General features: G+C 40.9%; 23 protein-coding genes. 8 read left to right on the top strand and 15 right to left on the bottom strand.

What is annotated here, in order from left to right:
- Positions 1-59: 59 nt before the first annotated feature.
- The 3 genes from mrcB to pepB are packed head-to-tail and all read right to left on the bottom strand — an operon-like array spanning position 60 to position 6150.
- Positions 60-2342, bottom strand: a complete 2283-nt coding sequence (mrcB, locus tag ACRCA4_RS03090) for a penicillin-binding protein 1B (RefSeq protein ID WP_433183985.1) — start codon at positions 2340-2342, stop codon at positions 60-62.
- Positions 2339-4795 carry an ATP-dependent helicase HrpB gene (gene hrpB / locus ACRCA4_RS03085; RefSeq protein ID WP_433183983.1) on the bottom strand — a complete coding sequence of 819 codons (2457 nt, stop codon included), beginning with the start codon at positions 4793-4795 and terminating at the stop codon, positions 2339-2341. Before hrpB ends, mrcB begins: the two co-directional genes overlap by 4 nt.
- Before the next feature lie 56 nt (positions 4796-4851).
- On the bottom strand, positions 4852-6150 hold the full coding sequence (pepB, locus tag ACRCA4_RS03080) for an aminopeptidase PepB (RefSeq protein ID WP_433183980.1): 1299 nt from the start codon (positions 6148-6150) through the stop codon (positions 4852-4854).
- Between the two features lie 253 nt (positions 6151-6403).
- On the opposite strand from pepB, the gene dksA reads away from it, so the two are divergent.
- The 6 genes from dksA to panC all read left to right on the top strand — a co-directional run bounded on the left by dksA (position 6404) and on the right by panC (position 11524).
- On the top strand, positions 6404-6853 hold the full coding sequence (dksA, locus tag ACRCA4_RS03075) for an RNA polymerase-binding protein DksA (RefSeq protein ID WP_433183977.1): 450 nt from the start codon (positions 6404-6406) through the stop codon (positions 6851-6853).
- Positions 6853-7758 (top strand): tRNA glutamyl-Q(34) synthetase GluQRS, encoded by a 906-nt coding sequence (gluQRS, locus tag ACRCA4_RS03070; protein ID WP_433183974.1) that lies wholly within the window; start codon positions 6853-6855, stop codon positions 7756-7758. Before dksA ends, gluQRS begins: the two co-directional genes overlap by 1 nt.
- 109 nt (positions 7759-7867) lie before the next feature.
- The gene (pcnB, locus tag ACRCA4_RS03065; RefSeq protein ID WP_433183971.1) at positions 7868-9334 is read left to right on the top strand and encodes a polynucleotide adenylyltransferase PcnB; all 1467 of its coding nucleotides are present in this window, start codon (positions 7868-7870) and stop codon (positions 9332-9334) included.
- Between the two features lie 2 nt (positions 9335-9336).
- Entirely contained in the window at positions 9337-9822 is a 486-nt protein-coding gene (gene folK / locus ACRCA4_RS03060) for a 2-amino-4-hydroxy-6-hydroxymethyldihydropteridine diphosphokinase (protein ID WP_433183969.1), read from the top strand.
- A gap of 62 nt (positions 9823-9884) precedes the next feature.
- Positions 9885-10682, top strand: coding sequence for a 3-methyl-2-oxobutanoate hydroxymethyltransferase (gene panB, locus ACRCA4_RS03055; RefSeq protein ID WP_433183966.1), 798 nt, complete (start codon positions 9885-9887; stop codon positions 10680-10682).
- Entirely contained in the window at positions 10682-11524 is an 843-nt protein-coding gene (gene panC, locus ACRCA4_RS03050; protein WP_433184405.1) for a pantoate--beta-alanine ligase, read from the top strand. Before panB ends, panC begins: the two co-directional genes overlap by 1 nt.
- A gap of 98 nt (positions 11525-11622) precedes the next feature.
- On the opposite strand, the gene ACRCA4_RS03045 is transcribed toward panC, so the two are convergent.
- From ACRCA4_RS03045 to mpl, 6 genes are all read right to left on the bottom strand, one after another.
- Positions 11623-12261 carry a DUF2959 domain-containing protein gene (locus ACRCA4_RS03045; protein WP_433183964.1) on the bottom strand — a complete coding sequence of 213 codons (639 nt, stop codon included), beginning with the start codon at positions 12259-12261 and terminating at the stop codon, positions 11623-11625.
- 73 nt (positions 12262-12334) lie between these two features.
- The gene (panP, locus tag ACRCA4_RS03040; RefSeq protein WP_433183961.1) at positions 12335-13981 is read right to left on the bottom strand and encodes a pyridoxal-dependent aspartate 1-decarboxylase PanP; all 1647 of its coding nucleotides are present in this window, start codon (positions 13979-13981) and stop codon (positions 12335-12337) included.
- Between the two features lie 119 nt (positions 13982-14100).
- Positions 14101-14874 carry an ABC transporter permease gene (locus ACRCA4_RS03035; protein ID WP_433183958.1) on the bottom strand — a complete coding sequence of 258 codons (774 nt, stop codon included), beginning with the start codon at positions 14872-14874 and terminating at the stop codon, positions 14101-14103.
- A complete protein-coding gene (locus ACRCA4_RS03030; protein ID WP_433183955.1) occupies positions 14871-15797 on the bottom strand; it encodes an ABC transporter ATP-binding protein in 927 nt (308 codons plus the stop codon). Before ACRCA4_RS03030 ends, ACRCA4_RS03035 begins: the two co-directional genes overlap by 4 nt.
- A 10-nt stretch (positions 15798-15807) precedes the next feature.
- Positions 15808-16452, bottom strand: coding sequence for a flavin prenyltransferase UbiX (locus ACRCA4_RS03025; protein WP_433183952.1), 645 nt, complete (start codon positions 16450-16452; stop codon positions 15808-15810).
- On the bottom strand, positions 16452-17810 hold the full coding sequence (gene mpl, locus ACRCA4_RS03020) for a UDP-N-acetylmuramate:L-alanyl-gamma-D-glutamyl-meso-diaminopimelate ligase (RefSeq protein ID WP_433183949.1): 1359 nt from the start codon (positions 17808-17810) through the stop codon (positions 16452-16454). The genes ACRCA4_RS03025 and mpl overlap by 1 nt, the downstream gene beginning before the upstream one ends.
- Positions 17811-17952: 142 nt before the next feature.
- Between mpl and ACRCA4_RS03015 the strand changes: the two genes are divergently transcribed.
- The gene (locus tag ACRCA4_RS03015) at positions 17953-18924 is read left to right on the top strand and encodes a class 1 fructose-bisphosphatase (protein ID WP_433183946.1); all 972 of its coding nucleotides are present in this window, start codon (positions 17953-17955) and stop codon (positions 18922-18924) included.
- Between the two features lie 60 nt (positions 18925-18984).
- Positions 18985-19512, top strand: coding sequence for an inorganic diphosphatase (gene ppa, locus ACRCA4_RS03010; RefSeq protein WP_433183943.1), 528 nt, complete (start codon positions 18985-18987; stop codon positions 19510-19512).
- A gap of 62 nt (positions 19513-19574) precedes the next feature.
- On the opposite strand, the gene ACRCA4_RS03005 is transcribed toward ppa, so the two are convergent.
- The 6 genes from ACRCA4_RS03005 to ACRCA4_RS02980 all read right to left on the bottom strand — a co-directional run bounded on the left by ACRCA4_RS03005 (position 19575) and on the right by ACRCA4_RS02980 (position 26791).
- Entirely contained in the window at positions 19575-21788 is a 2214-nt protein-coding gene (locus tag ACRCA4_RS03005; RefSeq protein WP_433183940.1) for a GGDEF/EAL domain-containing response regulator, read from the bottom strand.
- 240 nt (positions 21789-22028) lie between these two features.
- Positions 22029-24191, bottom strand: coding sequence for a response regulator (locus ACRCA4_RS03000; protein WP_433183937.1), 2163 nt, complete (start codon positions 24189-24191; stop codon positions 22029-22031).
- Positions 24192-24283: 92 nt separating this feature from the next.
- Positions 24284-25039 (bottom strand): TIGR04219 family outer membrane beta-barrel protein, encoded by a 756-nt coding sequence (locus ACRCA4_RS02995; RefSeq protein WP_433183934.1) that lies wholly within the window; start codon positions 25037-25039, stop codon positions 24284-24286.
- Positions 25040-25046: 7 nt separating this feature from the next.
- The gene (locus ACRCA4_RS02990; protein WP_433183927.1) at positions 25047-26024 is read right to left on the bottom strand and encodes a DUF2333 family protein; all 978 of its coding nucleotides are present in this window, start codon (positions 26022-26024) and stop codon (positions 25047-25049) included.
- 9 nt (positions 26025-26033) lie between these two features.
- Positions 26034-26480: a copper chaperone PCu(A)C gene (locus tag ACRCA4_RS02985; protein WP_433183924.1), complete on the bottom strand. Its 447-nt coding sequence runs from the start codon at positions 26478-26480 to the stop codon at positions 26034-26036.
- 113 nt (positions 26481-26593) lie between these two features.
- On the bottom strand, positions 26594-26791 hold the full coding sequence (locus ACRCA4_RS02980) for a PspC domain-containing protein (protein ID WP_433183921.1): 198 nt from the start codon (positions 26789-26791) through the stop codon (positions 26594-26596).
- Positions 26792-26820 lie beyond the last annotated feature (29 nt).

The following is a 26820-nucleotide window of genomic DNA, read 5'->3' as shown; positions in this document are numbered from 1 at the left end:
ATTAATTAACGCCTGTTTATAATTATAATGTGCTGTTATTACGCTTTAATAGTTCAAACTTAGTTTTCACAACCATCTACTACCATTGATTCATCGGTAAAAGCTGGCAATAACAAGATGCTGCTACAGTGCTCTGGCTGAGGGTAGCCTGATGTCACTGAAAAAGCTTGTAAACTAATTTGTTCTGGCATAAGCCGTAAAATAGAGCTTACACCTTGTTGTCGAAAGAAACGACTAAATACCGGCAAAGCACCACTACTGCCGGTTAAGCCTATGGCATTATTATTATCTTTACCTAGCCAAACTGTCACCAGTTTATGCTGATCAAAGCCAACGAACCAGCTATCTCGATAATCACTTGAGGTTCCCGTTTTACCCGCCAAAACCTGTTGTGGGAATGCATTAGTTAACGATTTTGCTGTTCCCGTTGTAGCCGCCTGAATCAAGCCATAGTGTAATAGATACATTTCGGCTTCTGAATAGCGGCGCGTTAATGCATCTTGGCGCTGATACAGTATATGGCCATTGTTATCAGTTATCGCTAGCAATGTACTTTGCTTTCGATGCAAACCACTATTAGCAATAGTTTGATACAGCTGACTTACCTCAATAGGACTTAATTCAATTGCTCCTAATAAAGCAGCAGGATGTAATTTTATATCACGTTCTAAACCGAGTTTCTCTAAACCTTTACTAATATTAGGCAAACCGAGCTGTAAACCTAACCTTACTGTAGGCACATTTAAGGAGTTAGCTAAAGCATCCAATAAGCTAACAGGGCCACGAAATTGCTTATCAAAATTCTGCGGCTGCCAATCTTGATTATTACTGCGTAAACGAATAGCCGTATCCTCTATTTTGGTAGCTAAACTATAGCGTCCTTTTTGTGCTAAGGCCTCAAGATAAATAACTGGTTTGATAATGCTACCTATTTGCCTTTTAGCATCTAAGGCGCGATTAAAACCACTATCTACCTGGGTACGACTACCAACAACTGCGACTATATCTGCTTGTTGGTATTCTGTCACAATAACAGCTGCCTGCAGGGCTTCATCGTATTTTTGTAGTTGGCTTGCTACGGCTTCCTCTGCATCTTGCTGCGCTATAATATCTAAGTGAGTAAAAACTTTAATGCCGCTTTGCCGTAATTGATGAGCCAAATTTAACTGGCGAAGCTCCTTTTTTACAGCATCAATATAGCTAGAATAACTGGCATTAGACAACTTTGCCCTAGGAATAACAAATAATGGCTCCATTACGGCAGCCTCATATTGGTGTCGACTTAAAAAGTGCTGTTCAAACATCAGGCGCAATACTAAGTCTCTACGCTGTAATGCGCGCTCAGGATGGCGGCGCGGGTCAAAATACGATGGCCCTTTAAGTAAGCCCACTAATAGCGCAGATTCACTAATGCTTAGCTCAGCCAGTGGCTTACCAAAGTAAAAACGGCTACCTAAGCCCACACCGTGAACGGCAGTAGCATATTTTTGACCAACAAAAACCTCATTAAGATAAGCTTCTAAAATCTGATCTTTATTAAACCGATAATCTAAAATAATGGCAATAAGCGCTTCGTTAACCTTGCGCAACAAAGTACGCTCATTACTAAGATACATGTTTTTAGCTAACTGCTGAGTAAGTGTTGAGCCCCCTTGTACAGTTCGTCCAGCGGTAATATTAACCCAGAGCGCACGCAATACGGCTAAGGGTGATACTCCATGGTGATGGTAAAAATTTCTATCTTCAACTAGAAGCAATGTATCTTTAAAAATTTCAGGTACTTGTTCTAAGCGCACTAGTTCACGATCTTCTTGATGAGGTGACACTAAATGTTCAATCAGTTGCGGTTCTAGTCGCGCAAAATTAATTGGCTGTTCCTGTAACCGTTGAGTAATGCGGTGAATACTGCCTCGTTTAAATTCGACACTAAATAACTGTGCCGTTTCATAGCCATCGATAAACGTAAAAGGCCGACGATAAATAGTAATATGATCACGAGAAACACTATACTGGCCAGGAGAAGCTAACTCGGCATTTCTTTGATACTGCAAGGCGTCTAATTGTTGCAATAATTGTTGCTGGCTGATTTTTTTACCGGGCAGTAAAGTCATACTGCGAGCATAAATTTGCGCCGGCACTTGCCACTTTTGCCCAGAGAATTTTTTGGTTATTTTGCTATCTAAGTAAATAAAATAAAAAACCAAGATTAAAAACAAAACTAACGCAAGCTTAAGTAAAGTGAATACCCAGCGTTTAAATAAGCGGCCTAATTTTGCAGATTTTACCGCTGCACTCTGCTTTTTATTGGTCTTAGTTTTACTCTTATTGCTTTTACTACTCATCGCAACATGGCCTTTTTCGTTTTAGAGGTTGGCATCGCTTGTGCAGGCTGTTCGGGCCAAAAATGTTTTGGATAGCGCCCACGCATCTCTTTACGCACTTCTTGCCAGCTATTTTGCCAAAAGCTGGTTAAGTCTTGGGTTAGTTGTAATGGCTGCCTTGCCGGTGATAATAATTCAATCGTAATGGCTAAGCGTCCTTGCAGTAAAGTCGGTGACGCTGTTTGACCATACATTTCCTGAACCCTTACCGAAATTCTTGGCCCACCTTGGGCTAAATAATTAATCAATACCTTATTACCAGCCGGCGTTTGCCAGTGTGTTGGCGCTAACGCTTGTAGTTGCTGCTGTAGCGCATAGTTTAATCGCTGCAGTAAATATTGATATATCGGCACATCTGCTAATTGCTGCCGTTTATTAATGGCCGGTAACGCATGACCTAGCCATAACGGCAACTGAGCAATGAGTGTTTGCTCTGACATATCTGGCCAAGTTTCTTCTTGTTGATACTCTTGCAGCAATTGCACGCGTGCAATAAATTGCTTCGCTTGCTCGGTCCAAGTTAAACAATTAAGCCCCTGTACTTTAATATAATTTAGCCAAGCTTGCTGTTTATGCTCGGGGCTAAGCGCTAATGACTCCGGCTTAGTTGCAAGTCGGCACTGGCCAAAATTAAGTTGTCGCTCAGCATAAAAACTGCCTTTAGTATCATCCCAACCCGTTACTGTACGCCAGCTTAACTCGTCATCCCAATCGGCAAGTATTTGTTCTAAAGTTATTGTCACCGCACGGCTAATGATATTTCGCTTAGCAAAAAGCTGCAAATGCAATACCACTAGCCATGGTTGATGCTGCAGCGCATCATTTTCTTTTAACTGGGCACCAATGCCACTGGCTAATTGATAGCCTTGGCCACGCTGTTTGGCTAACCTGTCTGGATAAGCTCGCAATAATAAAATGGGTACTAACTCTAAGGGTAAAGAACTGGCTATGCTGCAGTTAAGCTGCCGACTGAGCGCTAAAGCTTGTTGCCACTGTTGCCCTAAGCTGGTTTTTAAGTTTGCTATTTGCAGGTAGATATCAGACGCTAAGTGTCGAGTGTCTTCTAACAACGCCGCTAAAACACAAGCCAAACCTGCCGCACCAGTATGCCCCAACTTTTCTAACTCTTTAGCATGCAGTAACATAGTAGCCAATCTAGGCTCAGCGGCCAGTTTAGTTGATGCAGTTCCTAAGGGTGTTAAACGACCTGATGTATCAATTAAGCCCAATTGTTGCAATAGCTGCTCAGCAACCTGTATTGCCCCCATCGGCGGTGGCGTTAGCCAATTTAAATCGGCAACCTTAGCTCCCCAACTTGCGATATCTAGTCTTAGCTGAGTTAGCTCGGCTATCTCTATTTCTGCAGGATCATAGGCGGCTCTTCGTTGCCATTTTTCAGGGGTATCAATGCGATAACACACACCGGCACTTAATCTGCCAGCCCTGCCGCTGCGTTGAATAGCCGCAGCTTGGCTAATTGCCACGGTTTCTAAAACCGTAATACCTTGGCGCGGGTCAAAACGGGCTCGTCGATAAACCCCGCTGTCTATTACCACCTTAATGCCTTCAATGGTTAAACTGGTTTGGGCTAAGTTAGTCGCTAACACCACTTTTCGTTGCCCTGCAGCGGGTGCGGCTATTGCCGCTTGCTGCTGAGCTAATGACAAATTCCCAAGCAATGTGTGCACTTCTACTTGTGCTAAGGCGACATTGTGGCTTAACTGCCCAGATAAATGCTGGGCTGCTTGATTAATTTCAGCTTGGCCTGGCAAAAACACTAAAATACTACCTGAATGTTTCTGCAAAGCCATTTCAGCTGCAGCTGCCGCTTGAATGGCCAAAGGTTTATTGTTGTCAGGAATATAGTTAATTTCTACCGGGTAGCTTCGCCCTTCACTGTGCACTACAGCAGCCGAGAGTTGTTGTCCTAACTTATCCATATCAATGGTAGCGGACATCAGTAGTAACTTTAGATCTGGCCGCAATTGCTGAACATCTAAACTAAAAGCTAAACCTAGATCAGCATGTAGCGAACGCTCATGAAACTCATCGAAAATAAGTAAATCGACATTTTCAAGACTGGGATCGTGCTGCAGCATAGCGGTTAAAATACCTTCAGTAACAATAAGTAACCGAGTATTTGAACTTAGCTTACTGTCATGGCGAATTTTATAACCTACCGTCTTCCCCACCGGCTCGTTTAGCTGCTTAGCAATATAACTGGCGATAGTTTTTACCGCTAAACGACGCGGCTCCAGCATAACAATGCGCTTATTTGCATAGTCGCTGTGCTGTAGTAATTGCAAAGGAAGATAAGTAGATTTACCTGCTCCAGGCGGAGCAGAAAGCAGCACTATGCTGTGCTGCTTTAATAAAGAACATAATTTTGGAAAAATATCAGCAACAGGTAACACAGCTATACCCAAATGGCTATTTTAGCTGTGCAGTTTACCTTATTTCGCTATAAAAATCAGGCTTCTGCTTCTGATTGTAAGGTTGCGCTGATAGTGCGAATGCCCATCCCCGTTGCGCCCGCAGCCCAAAACGCATTACCGCTACTGTTAAAAGCTGCGGCTAAATCAAAATGTAACCAGCCTTTGCCGTCTTCATTGACAAAACGACTTAAAAAAGCAGCCGCGTTAATAGCACCACCCGCACCGCCGCCTTTTACTGCACGGCTGTTAGCGGTATCAGCATAAGGTGATGGACACTGTTGTTGATGCCATTTTTGTAACGGTAATTGCCAGGTTAATTCGTGCTCTTGCTCAGCTAAGGCTAAGGTTTTCTGAGCAAGCGCCTGATCTAATGAGAACAGCGCGTTATATTCACTGCCTAATGCCATAATGGCAGCACCTGTTAAGGTTGCAGCATCAATAATTAACTTAGCACCGCTCTCTGTTGCGCACATTAAGCCATCAGCAAGTACTAAGCGTCCTTCGGCATCGGTATTTAAGATTTCAACTGTAGTGCCATTTTTATAGGTAATAACATCACCTAATTTATAAGCATTACCACTAATTAAGTTTTCAGCACAACAAAGAACTAACCGTACTCGCTTATTTAAACCTTGTAAAATAGCTAAAGCGAGTGCAGCAGTCACCGTTGCCGCGCCGCCCATATCGCACTTCATGGTTGCCATGCCTTCGCTTGCTTTTATTGAATAACCACCACTGTCAAAAGTAATGCCTTTACCCACTAAAGCAGCTGCGGTTTCAGCGTTATCATCTTCTGTTGGGTTAAAATCGAGTATTAACATCGCCGGAGGACGCGAACTACCACGGCCGACCGCATGTATACCTTGCCAACCATTCTCTAATAATTGCTCGCCTTGTAAAATTTGACTAGATACTGTGCCTTTTGCAGCAATAGATTCAATAAAGCTCACTGCTTGCTTAGCTAAAGTCACAGGTGCTAAATTCTCTGGCGTATCATTGACGATTTGTTTGGCCCAGCTAAAGCATTTTGCTAAATGTTCTAAATGCTGCTTAGTTTCGTTATCACCGGTGAAGTTAACACCACCTAACTTTTTAGCACTACAAAAGCCTTGATAAAACGCCCATTGCAATTCTAAAGTCCAATCCGAGCCAACAAGTTGAACTTGACGTAAGCCCATGCTTTCAAGGCTTCTTGCAACTTTCTGTACTGTTCTTGCTTTATCAGTATCCGTTAAATGTATTTGAAAACCGTTAGCTACAGGGCTAAATAATGCTTTACCCCACTTGGCTTCAACTGCATCTAATTGCAACTTAATTTCAATTATATCTGTCATATACGCTTTATCCTGTCGTCTTTTACCACAACTAAAAATGGGCTTAAGTGTAACATAGCAATTCAATAACTGCCGAGTATAGCCCAAAACACACTACTAGAGCGCGGATAAAAGCGGCTTTATTGAATAACAGATGACGAACCGGTTAAACGAATGTATACTGCGGCGCTTTTAAGATCTGATTGCGATAATAGCGATATTCTGCTATCAATAGCCGCCACATTTTTTGCTTGGCATTATACAGGAGATGATCATGCCAGAGGGCAAGACTACCAAAACCCTGGGCTTATTAGCCCTAGCAGGCGTAGCGCCGTACCAAGAAGCTGTTGGGGAAGAGTATATGAACCCAAAACAGTTAGAGCATTTTCGCTTAATTCTTGACGCTTGGCGTCAACAATTACGCGAGGAAGTGGATCGCACGAAAAACCACATGGCCGACGAAGCAGCAAACTTCCCGGATCCAGTTGATCGTGCCGCGCAGGAGGAAGAATTTAGTCTCGAATTACGCGCCCGAGATCGTGAACGTAAATTATTGAAGAAAATTGAAAAGACATTACAACAAATCGAAGATGACGATTTTGGTTTCTGTGACACTTGCGGAATTGAAATAGGCATTAAACGATTAGAAGCCCGCCCAACGGCGGACATGTGTATCGATTGCAAAACCTTAGCTGAGATCAAGGAAAAACAGCTAGGCGGCTAATGATGCCAATTGTTCCTGTCTATACTGGCCGGTTTGCACCTTCGCCTTCCGGCCCTCTTCATTTTGGTTCTTTAATAGCGGCCACCAGTAGTTATCTACAAGCTAAAAGCCAGCAGGGTAAGTGGTTATTACGTATCGAAGATATTGATAGCCCAAGAACCGTAGCCGGTGCTGCAAGCAGTATTATGCAAACGCTTGAGCAATTTGGTTTATTCTGGGACGGCCCTGTTATTTACCAAAGCCAGCGTTTAGCGCGTTATCAAGACATTTTTCAACAGTTAAAACAGCAAGATTTAATCTATGGCTGTGACTGCAGCCGTAAACAAATTAGCGAACAAGGCGGTATTTACCTTGGTCATTGTGCCAATAGACAGCTAGCTGCCAACCAAGATAAGCAAAGCCGGTTAGCTTGGCGCCTACGCTCTACCGTTAACACCAACTTTTACGATCTGGTCTTTGGCCAACAACAGATTAGCCAAAAGCTCGCTAACGAAGATTATATTATCAAACGGCGCGATGGCTTGTTTTCGTATCAATTAGTCGTAGTAGTAGATGACTGGGATCAAGGCATAACCGAAGTCATTCGAGGTGCAGATTTAATAGATATGACACCGCGCCAACAAGCATTATTTAAATTACTCGGCGCCGCTAGCCCTAACTATGGCCATATTCCAGTAGCCGTAACAGCCCCAGGCATTAAATTAAGCAAGCAAAATCATGCTACAGATATTCGCCATTGGTCTAGTTCAGATGCCTTAGCTAAGGTTTTACAATTTTTAGGCCACCCAGTGCCTTTAGAACTTAAGGCGGCACCGGTAACAGATTTATTAAACTGGGCTATCCCGCAGTGGCAATTAGCAAAAGTAAGCCGACAATATGAGATATTACAAACGGAATTTAATTGATAACGCTTAGTTTCATTCTTTTTTGCTTCAAGCTGCGGTATTATTGCAGCGCTAATTTTAGCGTCACTAATTCAGTTTATTTTTCAGGAGAATTATCATTATTTCGCGCGTGTTAGATTTTTGCCGCCGTACCCTATCCGGCAAACAAACCACAGAACAAACTGAACCGTCAAAAGTCTCTCGCTCTGCCGATCCAGTTACTAAAGCCGCCCCCGCGCGATTAGCTGCAGGCGCTAGCGCATTACCTGATGTAAAACGCTTAACGCGTGATCAGCACGCTATATCTCGTAAACAAATAAGCCCAAATGCGTTAAAAGTGCTATACCGCTTAAAAGATGCTGGGTTTGACGCCTATTTAGTTGGTGGTTGTATTCGTGATTTATTGCTTGGCATGCAACCAAAAGATTTTGACGTCGTAACCAATGCTCATCCGGAACAAGTTAAGCAGGTATTTCGTAACTGCCGCTTAATTGGTCGCCGCTTTAGATTAGCCCATATTATGTTTGGCCGAGAAATTATTGAGGTAGCCACTTTTCGCGGCCATCATAGTGGCGCAGATGACGAAGAGGAAGTGGCAGCTAAAAATAAAACCGCTAGCTTAAGTGATAAAGGACAAATTTTACGCGATAACGTCTATGGCACTATTGAAGAAGATGCCGAGCGGCGTGACTTCACTATTAATGCTTTATATTACTCCGTTAATGATTTCGCAGTCTATGATTTTGCCAATGGCATGGCAGCAATAGCGCAGCGTAAAATAGAATTAATCGGCGATCCTGAAACGCGCTATCGTGAAGATCCGGTGCGCATATTACGCGCTATTCGTTTTGCTACTAAGTTAAATATGCAAATAGCAACCGACACTGCAGCGCCAATTCCACAACTTGCCGTTATGTTAAAAGAAGTGCCCGCGCCGCGCTTATTTGACGAGCTAGTTAAAATGTTTCTTGCCGGCAAAGCCTTTGACAACTTTATGCTAATGCGTGAAATGCGAGTGTTAAGGCAGTTATTACCACAATTAGATAAGGCCCTAAAGCAAGAGCCAGAAGGCAAAGCCTTTTTATTAGCGACTAAGGCGCTACAAAGTACCGACAACCGTATTGCAGAAGGCAAACCGGTTACGCCGGCCTTTATTTTTGCGGCTTTACTCTGGTACCCAGTAGAAATGCGCAGCCAAGCGCTTATGATTGATAGCGGCTTAAATGAATTAGATGCGCTTAACATTGCTATGACCGAGATTTTAGCCGACGTTCAGCGCACTATTGCTATTCCTAAGCGTTTTAGCTTTACTATGCGTGATATCTGGATTTTACAACACCGTTTAGTAAAACGTGGTGGTCGACGGGCATATAAGTTATTAGAGCAACCTAAATTCCGTGGTGGTTTTGACTTTTTACAACTTAGAGCTGAAGCTGAAGGCGGCGATCTTACAGAGCTTGCTCTGTGGTGGGAGCGGTTTCAATTTGCCAATGAAGGTGAAAAAAACATCCTCGTACAACAGTTAGGTAAAAGCGGCAATGCTAAAAAGCCTAACCGTAGACGTAACTATAAACGTAAGCGCCCAGCAGAGAAATAATCATGACTCGTTGCTATATCGGTTTAGGGGCTAATTTAGATCAGCCTCTGGCTCAATTACAGCAAGCATTAGTGGCAATAGAGGCAATTCCTCACACTACACTTATTGCTGCCTCCTCTTTTTATGCCTCTAAGCCTATGGGACCGCAAGATCAGCCCGACTATGTTAATGCTGTCGCAGCGCTTGATAGCGAACTAACAGCCGAAACGCTGTTAGATAACTTACAGCAGATTGAACTTAACCAAGGCCGGCAACGTAAAGATGAGCGCTGGGGGCCAAGAACCTTAGATTTAGATATCTTACTTTATGGCCAACAAACAATAGATACACCACGTTTAACTGTGCCCCATTATGGCTTAACCCAGCGTGAGTTTGTGCTATACCCTTTGGCAGAAATAACGCCAGAGTTAATACTTCCTGATGGCACCTCGTTACAACAGTTGCTTAACCAAGTCCCTGACAATGGTTTATATAAGCTAGGACAATAGTTGCAGTTAACTTAGGATTGTGCAATCTTGCGCAACCTGCAAGACAAGTAAAAGAGAATAAAATGGCTAAAATTAATACCGCCGTATTACAGAAAATGAAGCAGCAGGCTGAAAAAATTACCATGCTGACTGCTTATGATGCCAGCTTTGCTAAATTATTTGCTGAACAAGGCGTAGAAATATTATTAGTCGGTGACTCTTTAGGCATGGTCTTACAAGGTCATAGCGATACGTTACCCGTTACCATTGATAATATTGCTTACCATACCCGTGCTGTGCGCGCTGGAGCACCTAATGCCTTTGTTATTGCTGATATGCCTTTTATGAGCTACGGCACCCTAGAGCAAACCTTACAAAGCGTTGTGCCCCTAATGCAAGCGGGTGCCAATATGGTTAAAGTTGAAGGCGGCGACTTTTTAATTCCTACCATTAAAGCTTTAACAGAGCGCGGTGTGCCTGTGTGCGGTCACCTTGGTTTAACGCCGCAATCGGTGCATGTTTTTGGCGGCTTTAAAGTGCAAGGCAAAACTAACGAGCAAGCTGATGCTATTGTAGCCCAAGCACTTGCCTTACAAGCAGCTGGAGTACAGCTATTGGTCGTAGAATGTGTTCCTACAGCCCTGGCAAAACGCATTACTGATGCTTTAACTATTCCTGTTATTGGTATTGGTGCAGGCAATGTTACCGATGGCCAAGTATTAGTTATGCACGATATTTTAGGCATAAGCAGCGGTTACATTCCAAAATTCTCGAAAAACTACTTACAGCAAACTGGTGAAATCCGCAGTGCTATTAGCACCTTTGTAAGTGAAGTAAAAACGGGTGTTTTCCCATCTGCCGAGCACAGCTTTAACTTATGATGAAATTATTAACTACCAACACAGAACTGCGTGAACAAATTGCCCAGTGGCGCCGTAATGGTGAGCGTATCGCTTTTGTTCCAACAATGGGCAACCTGCATAACGGCCATTTTCGTTTAGTCGACGTAGCCAAACAAAAAGCTGACCGCGTGATTGTTAGTATTTTTGTAAACCCAATGCAATTTGGTAAAAATGAAGATCTAGACAAATATCCGCGCACCTTAGAAGCCGACTGCAAGGGCTTAACTGCTCACGGAGCCGATGCCGTATTTACGCCTACCCCAGATATGATGTATCCACGGGGCTTAGATGTGCAAACCTTTGTCGAAGTGCCTTTACTTGGCGACTTACACTGCGGTGCTAGCCGAGCGGGCCATTTTCGCGGTGTCTCGACCATAGTTTGCAAACTGTTTAATTTAGTTCAGCCCGATATCGCTTGCTTTGGTATGAAAGATTATCAGCAGGTTGCTATTATTCGCCAAATGGTTAGTGACTTATCTTTACCTATTGAGATCGTCGGCGTTACAACAGAGCGTGCTGAAGATGGCTTAGCACTTAGCTCGCGTAATGGTTATTTAACCCCGGAGCAACGCGCTATCGCCCCTAAGCTGTACCAGGTGCTGCAACAGCTGCGTAGTACGATTATTGCTGGCAATCACGATTACCGCTCTTTAGAGCAGCAAACCCGTCTAGAACTAAATACTTTAGGCTTTACCGCTGACTATATTAATATTGCCAATCAGCAAGATTTAACGCTAGCCACTAGCCCTGAGCACGAAAAAGTTATCTTAGCGGCAGTGTCACTAGGTAAAACTAGGTTAATTGATAATATTGAAATTTAAGTTTTAGCTTAAAACATTCAAAGTGTAAAATAAACAAGGCTTTAATCTAGATTAAAGCCTTGTTTATTTAAAGCGAGTTGATAGCAGCAGTAAACTTCCTATTGTTTTAACGTCGCAACAAACTGCTCTGACTGCGCAATAGCAGTATTCATATCAGAAATTAAGCGATTAATATCACGCTGAATAGAGCCAAACTCGCCTTGTAAAGCCCCTATGGCTTTAGCATTTAAATTATGCTTTAAATAGAGTGAATTATCTTTTAAAGAAGCCAGCACCGGTAGCATACTTTTCTCAGCACGGCGCATTGTTTTAAGTAAAGTAGTATATTGTCGCTTAGTGCTTTCTAGTTTTCTTGCACTATCTTGTTTAAATTTGGCACTAGTATATTGTTCAAGCTCATCTTGCCATTCATCGAATAAAGCATCTGCCACCGCTTCAATGCTATCTATTCGTTCGCTCACCTCGTCGGCGGCCTTTTTACAAGCTTGGTATTCACTATCTGTTGCTTCATAAGCACGCTGTAAATCACCACCGTCAAACTGAATTAATTGGCTAAACTGATCTAAGGCCGACTTAAATTGCTGTTGTGCGTCTTGTTGTGACTCCTGCGCCTCTTCTACACGGTCTGATAAAATGTCACGTTTATGAACACCCACTTTTTCCATTGCGGAATAATAGGCAGTTTGACATGCTGTAAGGCTTAACAGTAAAGGTAATATAATCAACAAGTAGCGCATAAAATTATCCTTTGCTTAGTATCATCATTGTTTAAAGCATAGCGCCTTAATTAACCCAGAACAAACTACCGCATTAAGCCAAGTGTTTTTTTGCCAATTGGATTAATTTAGGGTAATAGTCTTTATCCTGCTGAGCTATTTGATCTTGTTCAACTAAAACGTCATGTAAAATATGCTCTGTTGTTAACGGGTTTGCCAAAACCACTCTAAATACAATGGTTTCTTGCCTTTGATATTTGGCCGGAGTCAACCGAGTACGTGATACAAAAGACTTACCCTCTTCACGCTGACGTTTTTGAATAAACTTAGTCAAGCCATTTAGTAGCTCATTAAAACTAAGTAACTGCTCAGGGCTTGCTTGAGCCATAGCTTTTTGTACTTGAGCTGGCACATAGCGATAAGTTAATAAACAAAGCTCAGGCTCGGTTATGAGTTCAAAATCAATATTATGCGCTATCAAAGTGGCAAAATAACGGGCTTTTTCAATGCTTCTATTAATTAAAATCTCGTAGCCATCACGACCTATAATTTGTAAGCAAGCATGCACTAGCATAGCCATACCGGGTCTTGAGCCTTCTAAAGTCTGGCTGCCTAAATCTTTAGACCCTTTACGTAATATATATTCAGCGTGATGAGCAATAGCATGCGCTTCTGATGGATGCTTAAACACCACCATACCGGCCCCCATAGGCACATACATTTGCTTATGAGCATCAATAGTGACAGAGTCAGCGCGCTCAATGCCAGCTAATAAATGCCGGTAACGCGCAGAGAATAAGGTTGCACCGCCCCAGGCCGCATCAACATGGAAGTGACATTGATATTGTTCGGCTAAATCGGCTAATTGATGCAAGGAATCAACATTACCGGTTTCCGTAGTGCCAGCAACGCCAACCACCGCCATCACTCTTATGTTTCGTGCGGTTAAATCAGCCATCGCCGCAGCTAATTCAGCGACATCAATTTTATTATCAGCATCAGTTTTTATAGAAACTAACGAGTCTCGGCCAATGCCAAGAATATCCGCCGCTTTACCAAGGGAATAATGGCCACGCTCAGAAACTAAAATAGCTAAGCCCTGATAATTATAATGCTGCATGGCGCGGAATAAACCTTCCCGAGCTATCCCTTTAAAGTCGCCATCGGCTTTGAGCAACCGGTTACGGGCTATCCATAAGGCCGTGATATTAGCAATAGTACCACCAGAGCAAAAAGCGCCTAGTGAATGGTTCGCACTATGCATCCACTTTTTATAAAAGCCATCTGCTTCGCCATAGACTAAGTGATGCATCATGCCTAAAACTTGGCGCTCCATCGGCGTGAAGGCTTTTGATGTTTCAATTTTAACCAAGTTTTGATTTAACCCAACCATCATTTTTGATAATGGCAAGACAAAATACGGCAAGGCTGACGTCATATGGCCAATAAAACTAGGGGCTGCAGTATGCACCGAATGGGCAACCAATTTTTGCATTAGCTTCTGGGCATAATCAGACACAAACTCTGGCATCTCTGGAATTTGATGCGTTTGAAAGTCACGTTCGATTTGCCATAACGGTTTTTCTAAGGCAACAATGCTATTTCGCAAAAAACCAGCTAAATTTTGAGACAGATTTTGCTCAATAATACTTAAAGTTGAATCTGGCGCTTCTGGTACGGTAAAAATACGTAAAAGCGATTCTTCAGACGCTGTAGCCTGCCGCTGTATTGGTTCTGTCATGCTTATAGTACCATGCACTTACTGGCCTTAATATTGCCAAGCCGGTTAAGAAAGTCGCTCACTTTACTGCAACTGTTAAAAAAAGTCTGTAAAAAATTATTATCATAACTCACTTAACTTTAGCTACGCAGGCCTATGCCCCGATTGATTAAAAATAATGCAAAGCTAAACAGAACAACGATAAAACTAACAACAACAGTGAGGGCAACCATTAAGCTGACATCAGATACGCCTAAAAAGCCATAACGAAACGCATTAACCATATACACAACCGGATTTAATACCGCAACCTTTTGCCAAAATTCCGGCAGTAAGGTTAACGAGTAAAATACACCGCCTAAATAGGTTAACGGGGTTAAAACAAAGGTAGGAATAATACTAATGTCATCGAAACTTTTCGCGTAGATGGCGTTAATTAAGCCACCAAGTGCGAATAACATAGAAGTTAGCATAACGGTAATTATAATCACCGCTATATTATGCACTTGGATAGTAACAAAAAATAATGATAACAAGGTCACAATCAAGCCAACTAACATGCCTCGTGCCATGCCGCCGCCAACATAACCAAGTACAATGATATAATTAGGCACAGGCGCCACTAGCAGCTCTTCAACGTTGCGCTGAAATTTAGCACTAAAGAAAGAGGATGCTACATTAGAATAGGAACTCGTAATTACCGACATCATAATAAGGCCAGGCACAATAAAGGCCATATAACTAAAGCCGCCCATTTCACCGATGCGTGAGCCAATTAAATTACCAAAAATAACAAAATATAACGCCATAGTAATTGCTGGCGGTACTAGGGTTTGTACCCAAATACGTAAAAATCGATTAGTTTCTTTGGTTAAAATACTTTTTAATGCTACCCAATAAGTAGACGTACTCATGCGTTACCTCCACGGCCATTCTCAACTAAACTCACAAAAAGCTCTTCTAATCTATTGGCTTTATTTCGCATCGATAATACCGTGACATCTTGCTTTGATAACTGTGCAAAAATTGCATTTAAACCAAGCTGTTTTTCAATATCCACTTCAATACTATGGTCATCTAAAATGCGCCAGCTAGTGTTTTCTAATTGGATCTGGTTTGGATTTGTTGCTAAATCTAGAATAAATGTTTCACGAGTCAGCTTGGCTAATAGGCTTTTCATTGATGTATTTTCAATAATTTTACCCTGATCAATTATGGCGATATTACGACATAAACTTTCTGCCTCTTCTAAATAGTGGGTCGTTAAAATAATAGTCACGCCTTGCTGATTAATAAGCCGTAAGAAGTCCCACATTGAACGGCGAAGCTCAATGTCTACACCTGCTGTGGGCTCATCTAAAATAAGTAATTTGGGTTCATGCATTAAGGCTCTAGCAATCATTAATCGGCGCTTCATGCCACCAGATAGCTCACGCGAGCGTGCAAAGCGTTTATCCCATAAGCCTAATTGACTTAGGTACTTTTCAGCGCGTTGTAAGGCAACTTTGCGCGGCACGCCATAATAACCAGCTTGGTTAACAACAATCTGTAACACCGTTTCAAATTGGTTAAAGTTAAACTCTTGGGGGACTAAGCCTAGTTGTTGTTTAGCTTGCTCTAAGTCGTTATCTAAATCATAACCAAATACTTTAACACTGCCGCTGCTTTTATTAACTAGCGAGCTAATAATACCAATACAGGTGCTTTTACCTGCGCCATTAGGGCCCAGTAAGGCAAAAAATTCGCCTTGCTGTACTTGTAAGTCAATACCACTGAGTGCCACAGTACCGCTTTTATATACTTTATGAAGTTGCTGAATATCTAACGCTAAGCTCAACACTGCTCTCCTATTTGTTAGTTGTGCCACTATAGCCCCAACGGGTTAGTAGCTGATGCGGCAATTGTAAATGGTCTAAAATGCGGGCCACCATAAAGTCAATTAAATCGCTAACCTGGGTCGGTTGATGATAAAAGCCTGGCGCTGCGGGCATAATGGTTACACCAATTTTTGCTAACTTAAGTAAATTTTCTAAATGTAGAGCGCTTAACGGGCTTTCTCGAGGGACTAAAATTAACTTGCCCCCTTCTTTAATAACAACATCAGCTGCGCGCTCAATTAAATTATCGCTCATACCATGAGCAATCGCGGCTACCGTCCCAGTCGAGCATGGGCAAACTACCATCGCCTTTGGTGCCGCTGACCCTGAGGCAACCACAGAGAACCAGTCGTCTTTACCATAAACAGTGATTAAATTGGCATCACAACCAAAGGTTTCAACCAGCTGTGCAGTACATTTTTCAGCAGAAGCCGCTAATTTAATATTATTTTCAGTGGCAAAAACAACTCGAGCCGCACTAGATATTAATAAATGAACTTTAATGCCTTGGCCTAATAATACACCTAATAAGCGCCAGCCGTAGCCAGCACCTGATGCGCCTGTAAAAGCTAAGGTAACTTCTTTTACAGCTGTAGTCGCTAAATGTTGATTCATTAATTGTTCCATTTATCCTCTAGCGCAGCAATAAGCTTGTCGTGAATACCGCCAAAGCCGCCATTACTCATAATAACAATACTATCACCTGGTAAGGCCTGTTCGGTTAATATATTCACTAAATGCGCAATATCATGCGATAAACTGGCTTTAGGCGCCAAAGCGCGTGTTAGGGTTTCTAATGACCAATTGGCATTAGCAGGCTCGTATAAATAGACATGATTAGCTAACGCTAAGGCTGCTGGTAAGGTGGCTTGATGAACTCCCATACGCATAGTGTTTGATCTAGGCTCTAATACCGCCAACACTCGGCCTTGCCCTGCTTGGGCACAAGCGCCTTGTAAAGTGGTATTAATTGCTGTGGGGTGATGGGCAAAATCATCATAAACTTTAATATTGTTTATCTGAGCTTTTAATTCCATCCGTCGTTTAGGCGCTACAAATTTAGCTAAGGCTTCTATAGCAATATTCACCGGCACCCCAGCATGGCGAGCTGCGGCTATTGCCATAATGCCATTCTCAACGTTATGCTGACCACTTAAGGTCCATTGCACTTGGCCTAGCACTTCTTGGCGGTAACATACTTTAAATTCAGTGCCATCAGGTTTAATTAACGGCCCTTGCCAATCTGTACCGTAACTTTGTCTTTCACTCCAACAGCCCATGTCTAAAGTTTGTTTAATTGCAACGGTATCTTCAGGTGATAACACTAAGCCATTGCTAGGTACCATCCGTAACAAGTGATGAAATTGCCTTTGAATAGCGGCTAAATCGGCAAAAATATCTGCGTGGTCATATTCTAAGTTATTAATAACTAAGGTGCGTGGTCGATAATGAACAAACTTAGAGCGCTTATCAAAAAAAGCCGTATCGTATTCGTCGGCTTCAATAACAAAAAAAGGCGAATCGCCCAGGCGTGCTGAGCAGTCAAAGTTTTGCGGAATACCACCAATTAAAAAGCCAGGGTTTAAACCTGCATAATCTAAAATCCACGCTAACATGGTGCTGGTGGTCGTTTTACCATGAGTCCCTGATACCGCTAACACCCAGCGGTCGTGCAAAACTTGTTCTGCAAGCCATTGTGGCCCAGACGTATAGCGTAAATGATTATTTAAAACATATTCAACAGCAGGGTTCCCTCGTGATAAGGCATTGCCAATAATCACTAGATCGGGTGCGGGATCTAACTGTGCTGGATCATAACCTTGAGTTAGATTAATACCCAATTCAGTAAGCTGCGTGCTCATAGGCGGATAAACATTGGCATCTGAACCTGTCACTTTATGACCAAGAGATTTTGCTATAGCAGCGATTCCGCCCATAAAGGTGCCACAGATACCGAGAATGTGAATATGCATAACATTTCCTACGCTTAATTTACCGTTTTTACTGTAATTACAAACAAAGTGTTAATCACACCTGCAATTTAGCGGTAAATTCATTAAAATAGTCTAGCCCTATTATTTTACACTGACTAACTGTCGAGAAAAGGAAGCAAAAATGCGCCGTATTTCCCCTGTACTACAACAAGACAAAGTTGATAGTAACTTAATTTCACTAATAAAAACCATCTTGGCAGCGTGTCGCGAAATATCATTTCGTGTCAGTCAAGGCGAGTTAGCTGGTGTTTTAGGTTCAACCTTAGCTGAGAACGTACAAGGTGAAACTCAAAAAAAGCTAGATATTATTGCCAATGAGCTACTTAAAGAGGTGATCTTAGAGACAGGCTTAGTTAAAGCCATTAGTTCAGAAGAAGAAGATCATACTGTTGCCGGCAACCCAGATGGTAAATATTTAGTCACATTCGATCCTTTAGATGGCTCATCTAATACTGATATCAACAGCTTAATTGGCACTATTTTTTCAATATTACCAGCACAAGCTGATTTAGCTGCTGATGATCCTAGCCAGTTTTTACAGCCTGGCACAGCACAGCTAGCTGCAGGTTATGTACTTTACGGCCCATCTACAATGTTAGCGCTAACTACCGGCAAAGGCACAAGAGTTTACACCTTAGATAAAACTTATGGTGGTTTTTTGCTGACTGAAGAACAGGTTAGCATTCCAAAATATACCGCTGAGTTTGCTATTAATATGTCAAACCAGCGCTTCTGGCAAGAGCCAATGCAGCGTTATATTGATGATCTAGTAAAAGGCAAAACGGGTAGCCGCGGTAAAAACTATAATATGCGCTGGATTGCCGCTATGGTAGGCGATGTGCACCGTGTTTTATGCCGTGGTGGTATTTTTATGTACCCAACCGATACAAAAGATGCCAATAAGCCTGATAAATTACGTTTAATGTATGAAGCTAATCCTATGAGTTTCCTAGTAGAACAAGCAGGTGGTTTAAGCTCGACTGGCTATCAGCGTATTATGGAAATTCAGCCCACGGGTATTCACCAGCGTGTTGCAGTCATTTTAGGCTCTAAACACGAAGTAGAAACCTGCATTAATTACCATCAATCATAGCGATTTTTGTTTTGCCCGCTATAATAAGCGACAATTTTTTAAGAACCGAAGGAAAAGCTAATGAGCTTAAGTGAAATCCCTGCAGGTAAGAACTTACCAGACGAAATTAATGTTATTATTGAAATCCCAGCAAATGCTGATCCAGTAAAATATGAAGTAGACAAAGACACTGGTGCTATTTTAGTTGACCGCTTTATGTCTACCCCGATGTTTTACCCTTGTAACTATGGTTATGTAAACAATACCCTATCACTAGATGGTGATCCGGTTGACGTGTTAGTTCCTACACCTTACCCTTTAGTACCTGGCTCAGTTATTAAGTGCCGTCCTGTAGGTGTATTACATATGTCTGATGAAGCAGGCGAAGATGCAAAAGTTATCGCGGTTCCAGTAAGCAAATTAACTAAGTTATATGACGATGTTAAAGATGTTTCTGATGTACCAGAGTTACTAAGAAAGCAAATTCAACACTTCTTCGAGCACTATAAAGACTTAGAAGCTGGCAAGTGGGTAAAAGTAACCGGTTGGGGCGATATTAATGCTGCAAAAGCAGAAATTCAAAGTTCTTTTGACCGCGCTAACAAATAATTAGCCCGTTGCTATAAAAAAGCCCAGTTAACTGGGCTTTTTTATGCTTTATTAAAACGACTTTACTGCTGTTTGTTTAACAACAATAGAAGCTCATTCTCAGGCATAGGTTTAGCGTAATAGTAACCTTGCATCTCATCACAACCTAAAGCCGTTAATAGTTGCTGTTGTTCTGCTTCTTCAACGCCTTCAGCAATAGTCGCTAGGTTTAACTGTTTTGCTAAACGAATAATGGTTTCAACAATAACCCTATCGGTACTTGTAGTTAAATTGATAATAAACGAACGATCTATTTTTAATCTGTCTAAAGGGAGCTTTTGAATATAACTTAGCGATGAAAAACCAATGCCAAAGTCATCAATTGCCACTTTAACTCCAAGCTTTTTTAATTGATTTAGTGCTGCGATAATAGCTTGAGGATCATCCATAACAATGGATTCCGTTATCTCAATCTCCAGTTGGCTAGCATCAATACCATAATAACTTATATTATCCATCACCGACTGAACAAAGGTTGCTGTTCTAAATTGCTGCATAGAAACATTAATAGCTATACGTATAGCATGGCCTGCAGCGGTAAATTGCTTGATTTTCTGACAAGCTTGTTTCAGTACCCAGTCGCCAATTTCAACAATTAAGCCAGAATATTCAGCTAAAGGAATAAATACTGCAGGAGAAATATAGCTACCATCATCTTGCGGCCAGCGTAGTAAAGCCTCAACACCAACTATTTTCTGACCATTAAGAGCGATTTGCGGTTGATACCAAAGCTGCAATTTTTGCTGAGAAAAATCATAAGCTAGATTGCGCAATAAGCTAAGACGACCGGTTATTTGTTGCCCCATATCAGGCTGATAATACTGATAATTTGTAGTTAGATTTTTCTTAGCGACATTAAGTGCGATTGTTACATTTTTTAGAGCAGATAACGCTTTGCACTTAAGCTCTTGTAATCGGCACAAACCTATATTAACACTTAGCTGCAACCGGTGCTCTGATATGATAAAAGGCTGGGTAAAAGCAGCATTGATATTGTCAGAACTTAACTCGGCATCTGCCGCTATAAGACCAAAGACATCACCACCTACCCTGGCAATTTGCGCTTTTAAACCAAAGCATTCTGTCAGTCGATTAGCTACAGCCATTAAGACTTCATCACCAGTTTCTTGGCCTAAACCGTCATTAATATCCGAAAAATGATCAATATCCACAAGAGCAATAACATCTTCGGTGGTGTCTAATATCAACTCTTTCTCTATAAGTTGAATAAACTCATTACGATTAGCAATCTTAGTTAACGGATCAATATAAGCTGCATTTTTTAGCTGCTGAAATAATGCTGCATTTTCATAACCTATAGAAACATTACTTAAGAAAAGTTCTATTAATTGCTGCACTAGCTCAGAAATAGGCTGATTGGTTGTAATGTAAACAGCAGCGTGGTACTGATTATGACCTAAATACAGCACAGTTGAATCAGCAGAATATACATGCTGCTGATGTTTTAAACACTGTTTAATTTTGGCAATAACATCGTTGTTATTTATGTGTTCTAACTGACTTTTAATAAAAGGAGCATACTCGCCTGCAGCACCTAATACATAAATATTATCACTGGCTTTACCATCCTCCTCTAACTGAGCACAAACTATGCCTTCGGCGGGCAAACCTAGTAATGACGCTATTTGGGTTAAGACACCTTCAGAAAAACTGTGTAATGATTGCCGCTCAAGAAGGTTTGCAGCCGCTGTAATAATTTGAACTAAACCTCGACGACTTTGATTAATGGTTCTGATTTGTTGATACGAGCGTATAGCAGAGATAATAGACGTAACTAACTTAGCACGAGTAAGTTCAGTTTTAGTTTTATAGTCATTAATATCATATTGTTTCACTATTCTTTCTTCAGGAGCAAATCCAGGTTGGCCGGTACGCAGAATAATACGAACTTCATCAAGTTTAAGTTCGTCACGGATTCGTTGTACGGCAATCAAACCAGCATTATCAGACTCCATCACTACGTCTAATAGAATCAGCGCAATATCAGAGCGCTGCTTTAGCAGTTGGATCGCTTCTTCAGCGCTATAGGCATGATAAAAAATAAGGTTTCTATCTAATACCTGTAAGTTGCTTAAAGCTAAGGTTGTCACTGTATGAACTTCATGTTCATCATCAACAATCAATATTGGCCAAGGCGTCAAACTGGTTTTTTTAGTGCTAACCTCTGGCTCACTTTCTGCTGAAAACAAAAAGTCTGTATTTGATATTTTAGACAATGCGCTTTAATCCTGTAGTCTAGAACGATAAATAACCATGTTTAATCAAATTAGAACTTAAATTTCTTATTCCTAACTATAATTTAAGATAAGAAAAATAACAGCATAAATGCAGGATATTAATACTTGTGAACAAATTTCACTAAGTTAATTAAGGAATAGTTTGAATTAATAATACCCCTAAATAACGTTTAAGCTAGTTGATATTAGTAACAATAAGTCGTTACAACTTGTATCAGCTTACTTTTCAAGATCGCACCACTGTAGAATTTGTTCTAATTTGTCAGCCTGTAGAGGCTTTAAAATAACATCATTCATACCTGCTGCTAGAAACTCTGCTTTTTCTGATTCAAGTGCATGGGCTGTAAAAGCTAGAATGGGTACATCTTGATAGGCAGGTTGCATTCTTAATTGTTTAGCTATCTCAATACCATGGATATCAGGTAATTGAATATCTAGTAAAATAACATCAAAGTTATTCACGGCACAGACATCTAAAGCTTCTTGCCCTGAGCTAACTAACGTAAGATCTATGGGTTTATCCTTCATTAAAACCCGTATAAAAGCTAAATTTGTCAGATTATCATCTACCACTAAAAGTTGGGTATTTTTAGTTTCGTCCACACTAGATAATAAGGTGTTTAAGCAAAATAATTCCTCTTGTATTAAGTGACCTAAAGCTTGTCGCCAAACTTCAACACTATTAAGGCTAGCATAACAATAAACGCGCCGGTTTTTGCTTATGTTCTGTATTGCTTGTTGCCAAATAGTCAAGGATTCAGGTATCGGCAGAAAAACAATAACCGTATCAATATTCGCTTGTTTCGCTTTAAACTCTAAACTAGCTAAATCTGAACAGTAAGTGACTTGAGTGGCTAGAGGCATTAAATTATTTTTTCGTTCTTGTAAATACTCTAAATCTGTATCAAAAACTAAAATACTTGCCAGTGGTCTTATAGGCTTCTGCTCTACTACAGTAACAGGAATATCCAATTTTATTGTGCAACCTAACCCTGCTAAATTAAGATTATGTTTTGTGATACTAAGCTGATCACCTAACGCGGCTAGAATGGCATAATCAACATCTTGCCAACCTAAACCTGTAAAATCCTTAGCTTCAAATAACTTTTGTTGCTTTAAAGATAAGCCCTCACCATCGCTAACAACACTTAGCTCAAATGCAGCTTGCTCTACCTTTAAATCAATACGTAACACAACTTGGCTAACCTCAGTGTTTACTACTGCGATCTCTAATAAGGATGATAATAAAACACCTAACACCGTTGGATTAATGTCAATAACATAAATAGCATTGGCAGGCGATTCAAATACAACCAACTCGATATTTTTATCTGTAAATCGTTTCCGATATTCAGATAGTTCATTCGCTATAAATTCAGTTAATAACAGCTTTTCTGGCAGAAACTTTTCATCATTAATTAATAACTGCATTAAGAATAGCTGCTTACTAATTAGGCGAGATAAGTCTTCAGATGCGAGTAAGGACCTATTATGACAAAGTACTTGCAGACCATGGATGCTGTAGGCTAATTTAGCTTTATTCTTAACCTGATCGGTTATTAGTTGCTGCATAACATCATTAGTTTGACTTAACTTTAACCGAGCTTGGCTAAGTTCTTCAGTTTGATCTTGCAAGTTTTGCTGCAATACAGAGTGTTGCTCTGTATATTGCTCAGCCATTTTATTAAAGCTCTGTTTAACGGGCTCTAAGTCATGAGTTAATTCTTCATCAATACGACAATTATATTGGCCTTGTTGTAATTGCCGTAGTTTATGTGCAACTAAACCAATATCAATTTGCTGCCGCTGCTGCTGCTGGACTAAGCTGTTTTTAATCCAAATTAATGTTATTAAACCAATAAGAAACACCACTAACATCGGCAATAGCCAAACCGCAACAGCCGGCTTGTTATCTATAATAATCAGTAAATAATATTGGCCGATATTTTCAAAATCTTTGTCTATTGCAGAAGAGTGCTGCAAGGCCGAAACCGGCTGTACCGACACTAATAAATGATCAACTTTCTGCAGTTGATAGTTAGTCGAATTTTCAGTTGAAAAGTACTGTTGCTGAATATGTTTTTCAGAGAAATTAGAAGCTTGTGATAATGCCAAAACGGCACCTGTTTTTGACAACAAAGCGGTTGCTTGAATAGGTAAACGACTCACGGCCCCAGCATGCGTAAGGTGATTACTAATCGCCTGATAATTACGATTAGCTAAATAAGGCGCAACCGATAATTGCAATGCGGCAGAAAACTGCTGTATTTGTGCTCGTTGCTGTAGTTTAGCCTCGTACTGATACCAAAGTGCTGTAAACAGCAGCATCAGGCTAACTGCAACTAGCCAAGGTAAGGTTAGTTGCCGAAAATGATTTACCAAAATAAAACGAACTCTCTCTTTAACGGCTATTAATCTTATAATAGCCAAAATTTAATAAACGTAAGCTAATAATTTAGCTTACGTTTACTACATTAAAAGTGTAGTTCAACACCTAAGAATGCACCGGTGAAATCAAGATCAGTATATAAATTATCAACATCATCCAATGTTAGATTAAAAGCGCGATAACCCGCTTTCAAGCGCAGGTCGACCGCTATATTATCTAATAAAGCATAAGCCACACCGGCTTGAGCATCATAAACTCGATTACCATCATAAGATACGTAATTACCATTAGCGAAAAACTCTAAACCAGTTAGCGGTAACCCCACAATGGTAGAAGCATAAATTAAAGGAATAAACTCAGATCCGTTTTGTCTTTGAGCAAAACCAGTATTGATATCTTCCACATAAACATCACCTTTGATGTTTTTTGCATTAATCCCTAAGTCTATACTTACTAAACCATTATCTAAAATTTCATAGTATAAAATATAATCTGTGCTAGTAAGGTCAACTTGATTGTTAATCATAGTTCCAGCAGGAAAGATTTGACCATCCAGACTAAGATCCGTGCTTAGGGTTGTCTCACCGTTAGCTTTAAGGGGAGTATGCTGAATACGAATATTTGGCAACACAGGAATCGGATGCTCTAATGCTAAGTAATAGGATCCTTGCGTTTTATCTTTAAAGTTAAATTTCTGTACTTGCTCGGTCTGGCCAAAATGCCCATCACCAGCAGTTCGCCATGCGTCTGCACCGGCATATATACCTAATATAGTGTCAGCTTGAATAGCTGAACTTAATAACATCCCGGTCATGCTTAATGCTAAAACTGATTTTTTCATCTAATCGTTACCCTTGTGATAATAGTTCTGACAAATCGATTAATGCAGCATTAGCTCTAGAAATATAATTAGCCATAACTAAACTATGGTTTGCTAATAAACCAAACCCACTGCCATTTAATACCATAGGACTCCAGATTGCTTCTTGAGTCGCCTCTAGCTCACGAATAATTTGCCGCAAACTAATCATAGCATTCTTACGCTCAAGCGTGTCTGCAAAGTCAACTTCTACAGCCTTTAAGAAATGCAATAATGCCCAAGCAGCACCACGCGCTTCATAAAACTCGTCATCAATTTTCCACCAGCTGGTTTTAATATTACGCAAAGATGGTGCATAGGTCGATTGGCGGGCAGCGGCTTCACCCGCTAGATCTGTGTTTAATCTATCTTGACCAACACTGGCACTTAAACGCTGTGAATAGCTACCTAAACGTTTTTCAACGGCTTTTAACCAATCACGTAAGTTATCAGCACGGGCATAAAATTGGCTATCTGGCTTAGCAGGATCAACTAACTCATCACGATACAAATATAATTGGGCTATGGCTTTTTTATATTCAGACTCTGCACTAGGAATCGCCCAACTTTTATGATCAATATTAAACTGCGGCTGAGCAACTTTTAAAAAAATGTTTTCTGTCGACTGTGACTGCGAGCGACTCAAGTCTTTACGTAAAGACAACGCTAAATCACGAGACATTTCTAATACACCTAACTCCCACGCTGGCATATTATCTATAAAGCTAAACGGCGGCATAATATCATTTGATATATAGCCACCATTTTTATTCAGTAGCGTCTCACTTACTCTGATTAACGCCGTTGTTGTGCTATAACCTACAGGCGCTTTATCGCCTAAAGACTGATGACTTTGATAGATTTCATCAACCAGTAAATCTGGTTCTCTACTAACCCACCACGCAGTTAAATACATTATGACTAACAGTATTAATGCGCCAAAACTAATTAATTTCACGTTGCCCATTTTGACTCCTTAACGCTTTGGTAGCGCGACAATTGGCACTTCAATATCAAATTCTTGCTGATTAGAAAAGGTTAACGTCAAGATGATAACTTCACCTATAACTAAGTCTGTTTTGGGCTCAAATAACATTAAATGCAAACCACCTGGCTTTAAGGTAACAGAACTTGCGGCTTCAACTGTTATTGCATCAACTTGCTCCATCCGCATTACCCCATTACGGTGGCTATGTTGATGCAGCTCGATGCGCTCAAATGCATCGGAGCTCACGCTAACTAAACTTAAATCATCAGCAGATTTATTCTGTAAAGTGAAGTACCCAGCAGTAACCGTTCTGCCAACCATGGGTTGGCGTACTTGAGCGTCTAATACATCTATTATAGTCGCTGGGTTAGCAAACAATGCAGGACTTAAAAGCACCAATAATGAGAAATAAAGCTTTGTTATCAATTTATGCATTTGCACGCTCCTTGATTAATATAACAATATATTACACCAGTTGCGTTCAGTTAACAGCATGTATCCATCTAAGCTGTCAGGATTTATTGATAAAGCAAAGCCTTATGACCCTATTATCGATTAGGTAATAAAAGTGCGGCAATAAAATAAGCGCTTAGGGTCAATAATGGCGCACTTATTAACAGCACAACAGCCACAATACGCACTAGCCAACGTGGCTGTTGATAATATTCAGCAAAGCCGGCACATACACCAGAAATTTTGCGATGTGCTTGTGAACAAAACCAACCATTAGATTTTTCGGTATACATTGTTATTCCTTATTTAAATTAACCAGTCG

Source organism: Rheinheimera sp. WS51 (assembly GCF_050936095.1).
Classification (GTDB): Bacteria; Pseudomonadota; Gammaproteobacteria; order Enterobacterales; family Alteromonadaceae; genus Alishewanella.
The sequence above is the reverse complement of the archived record's forward strand: the minus strand, read 5'-3'. Positions and strand labels throughout refer to the sequence as shown.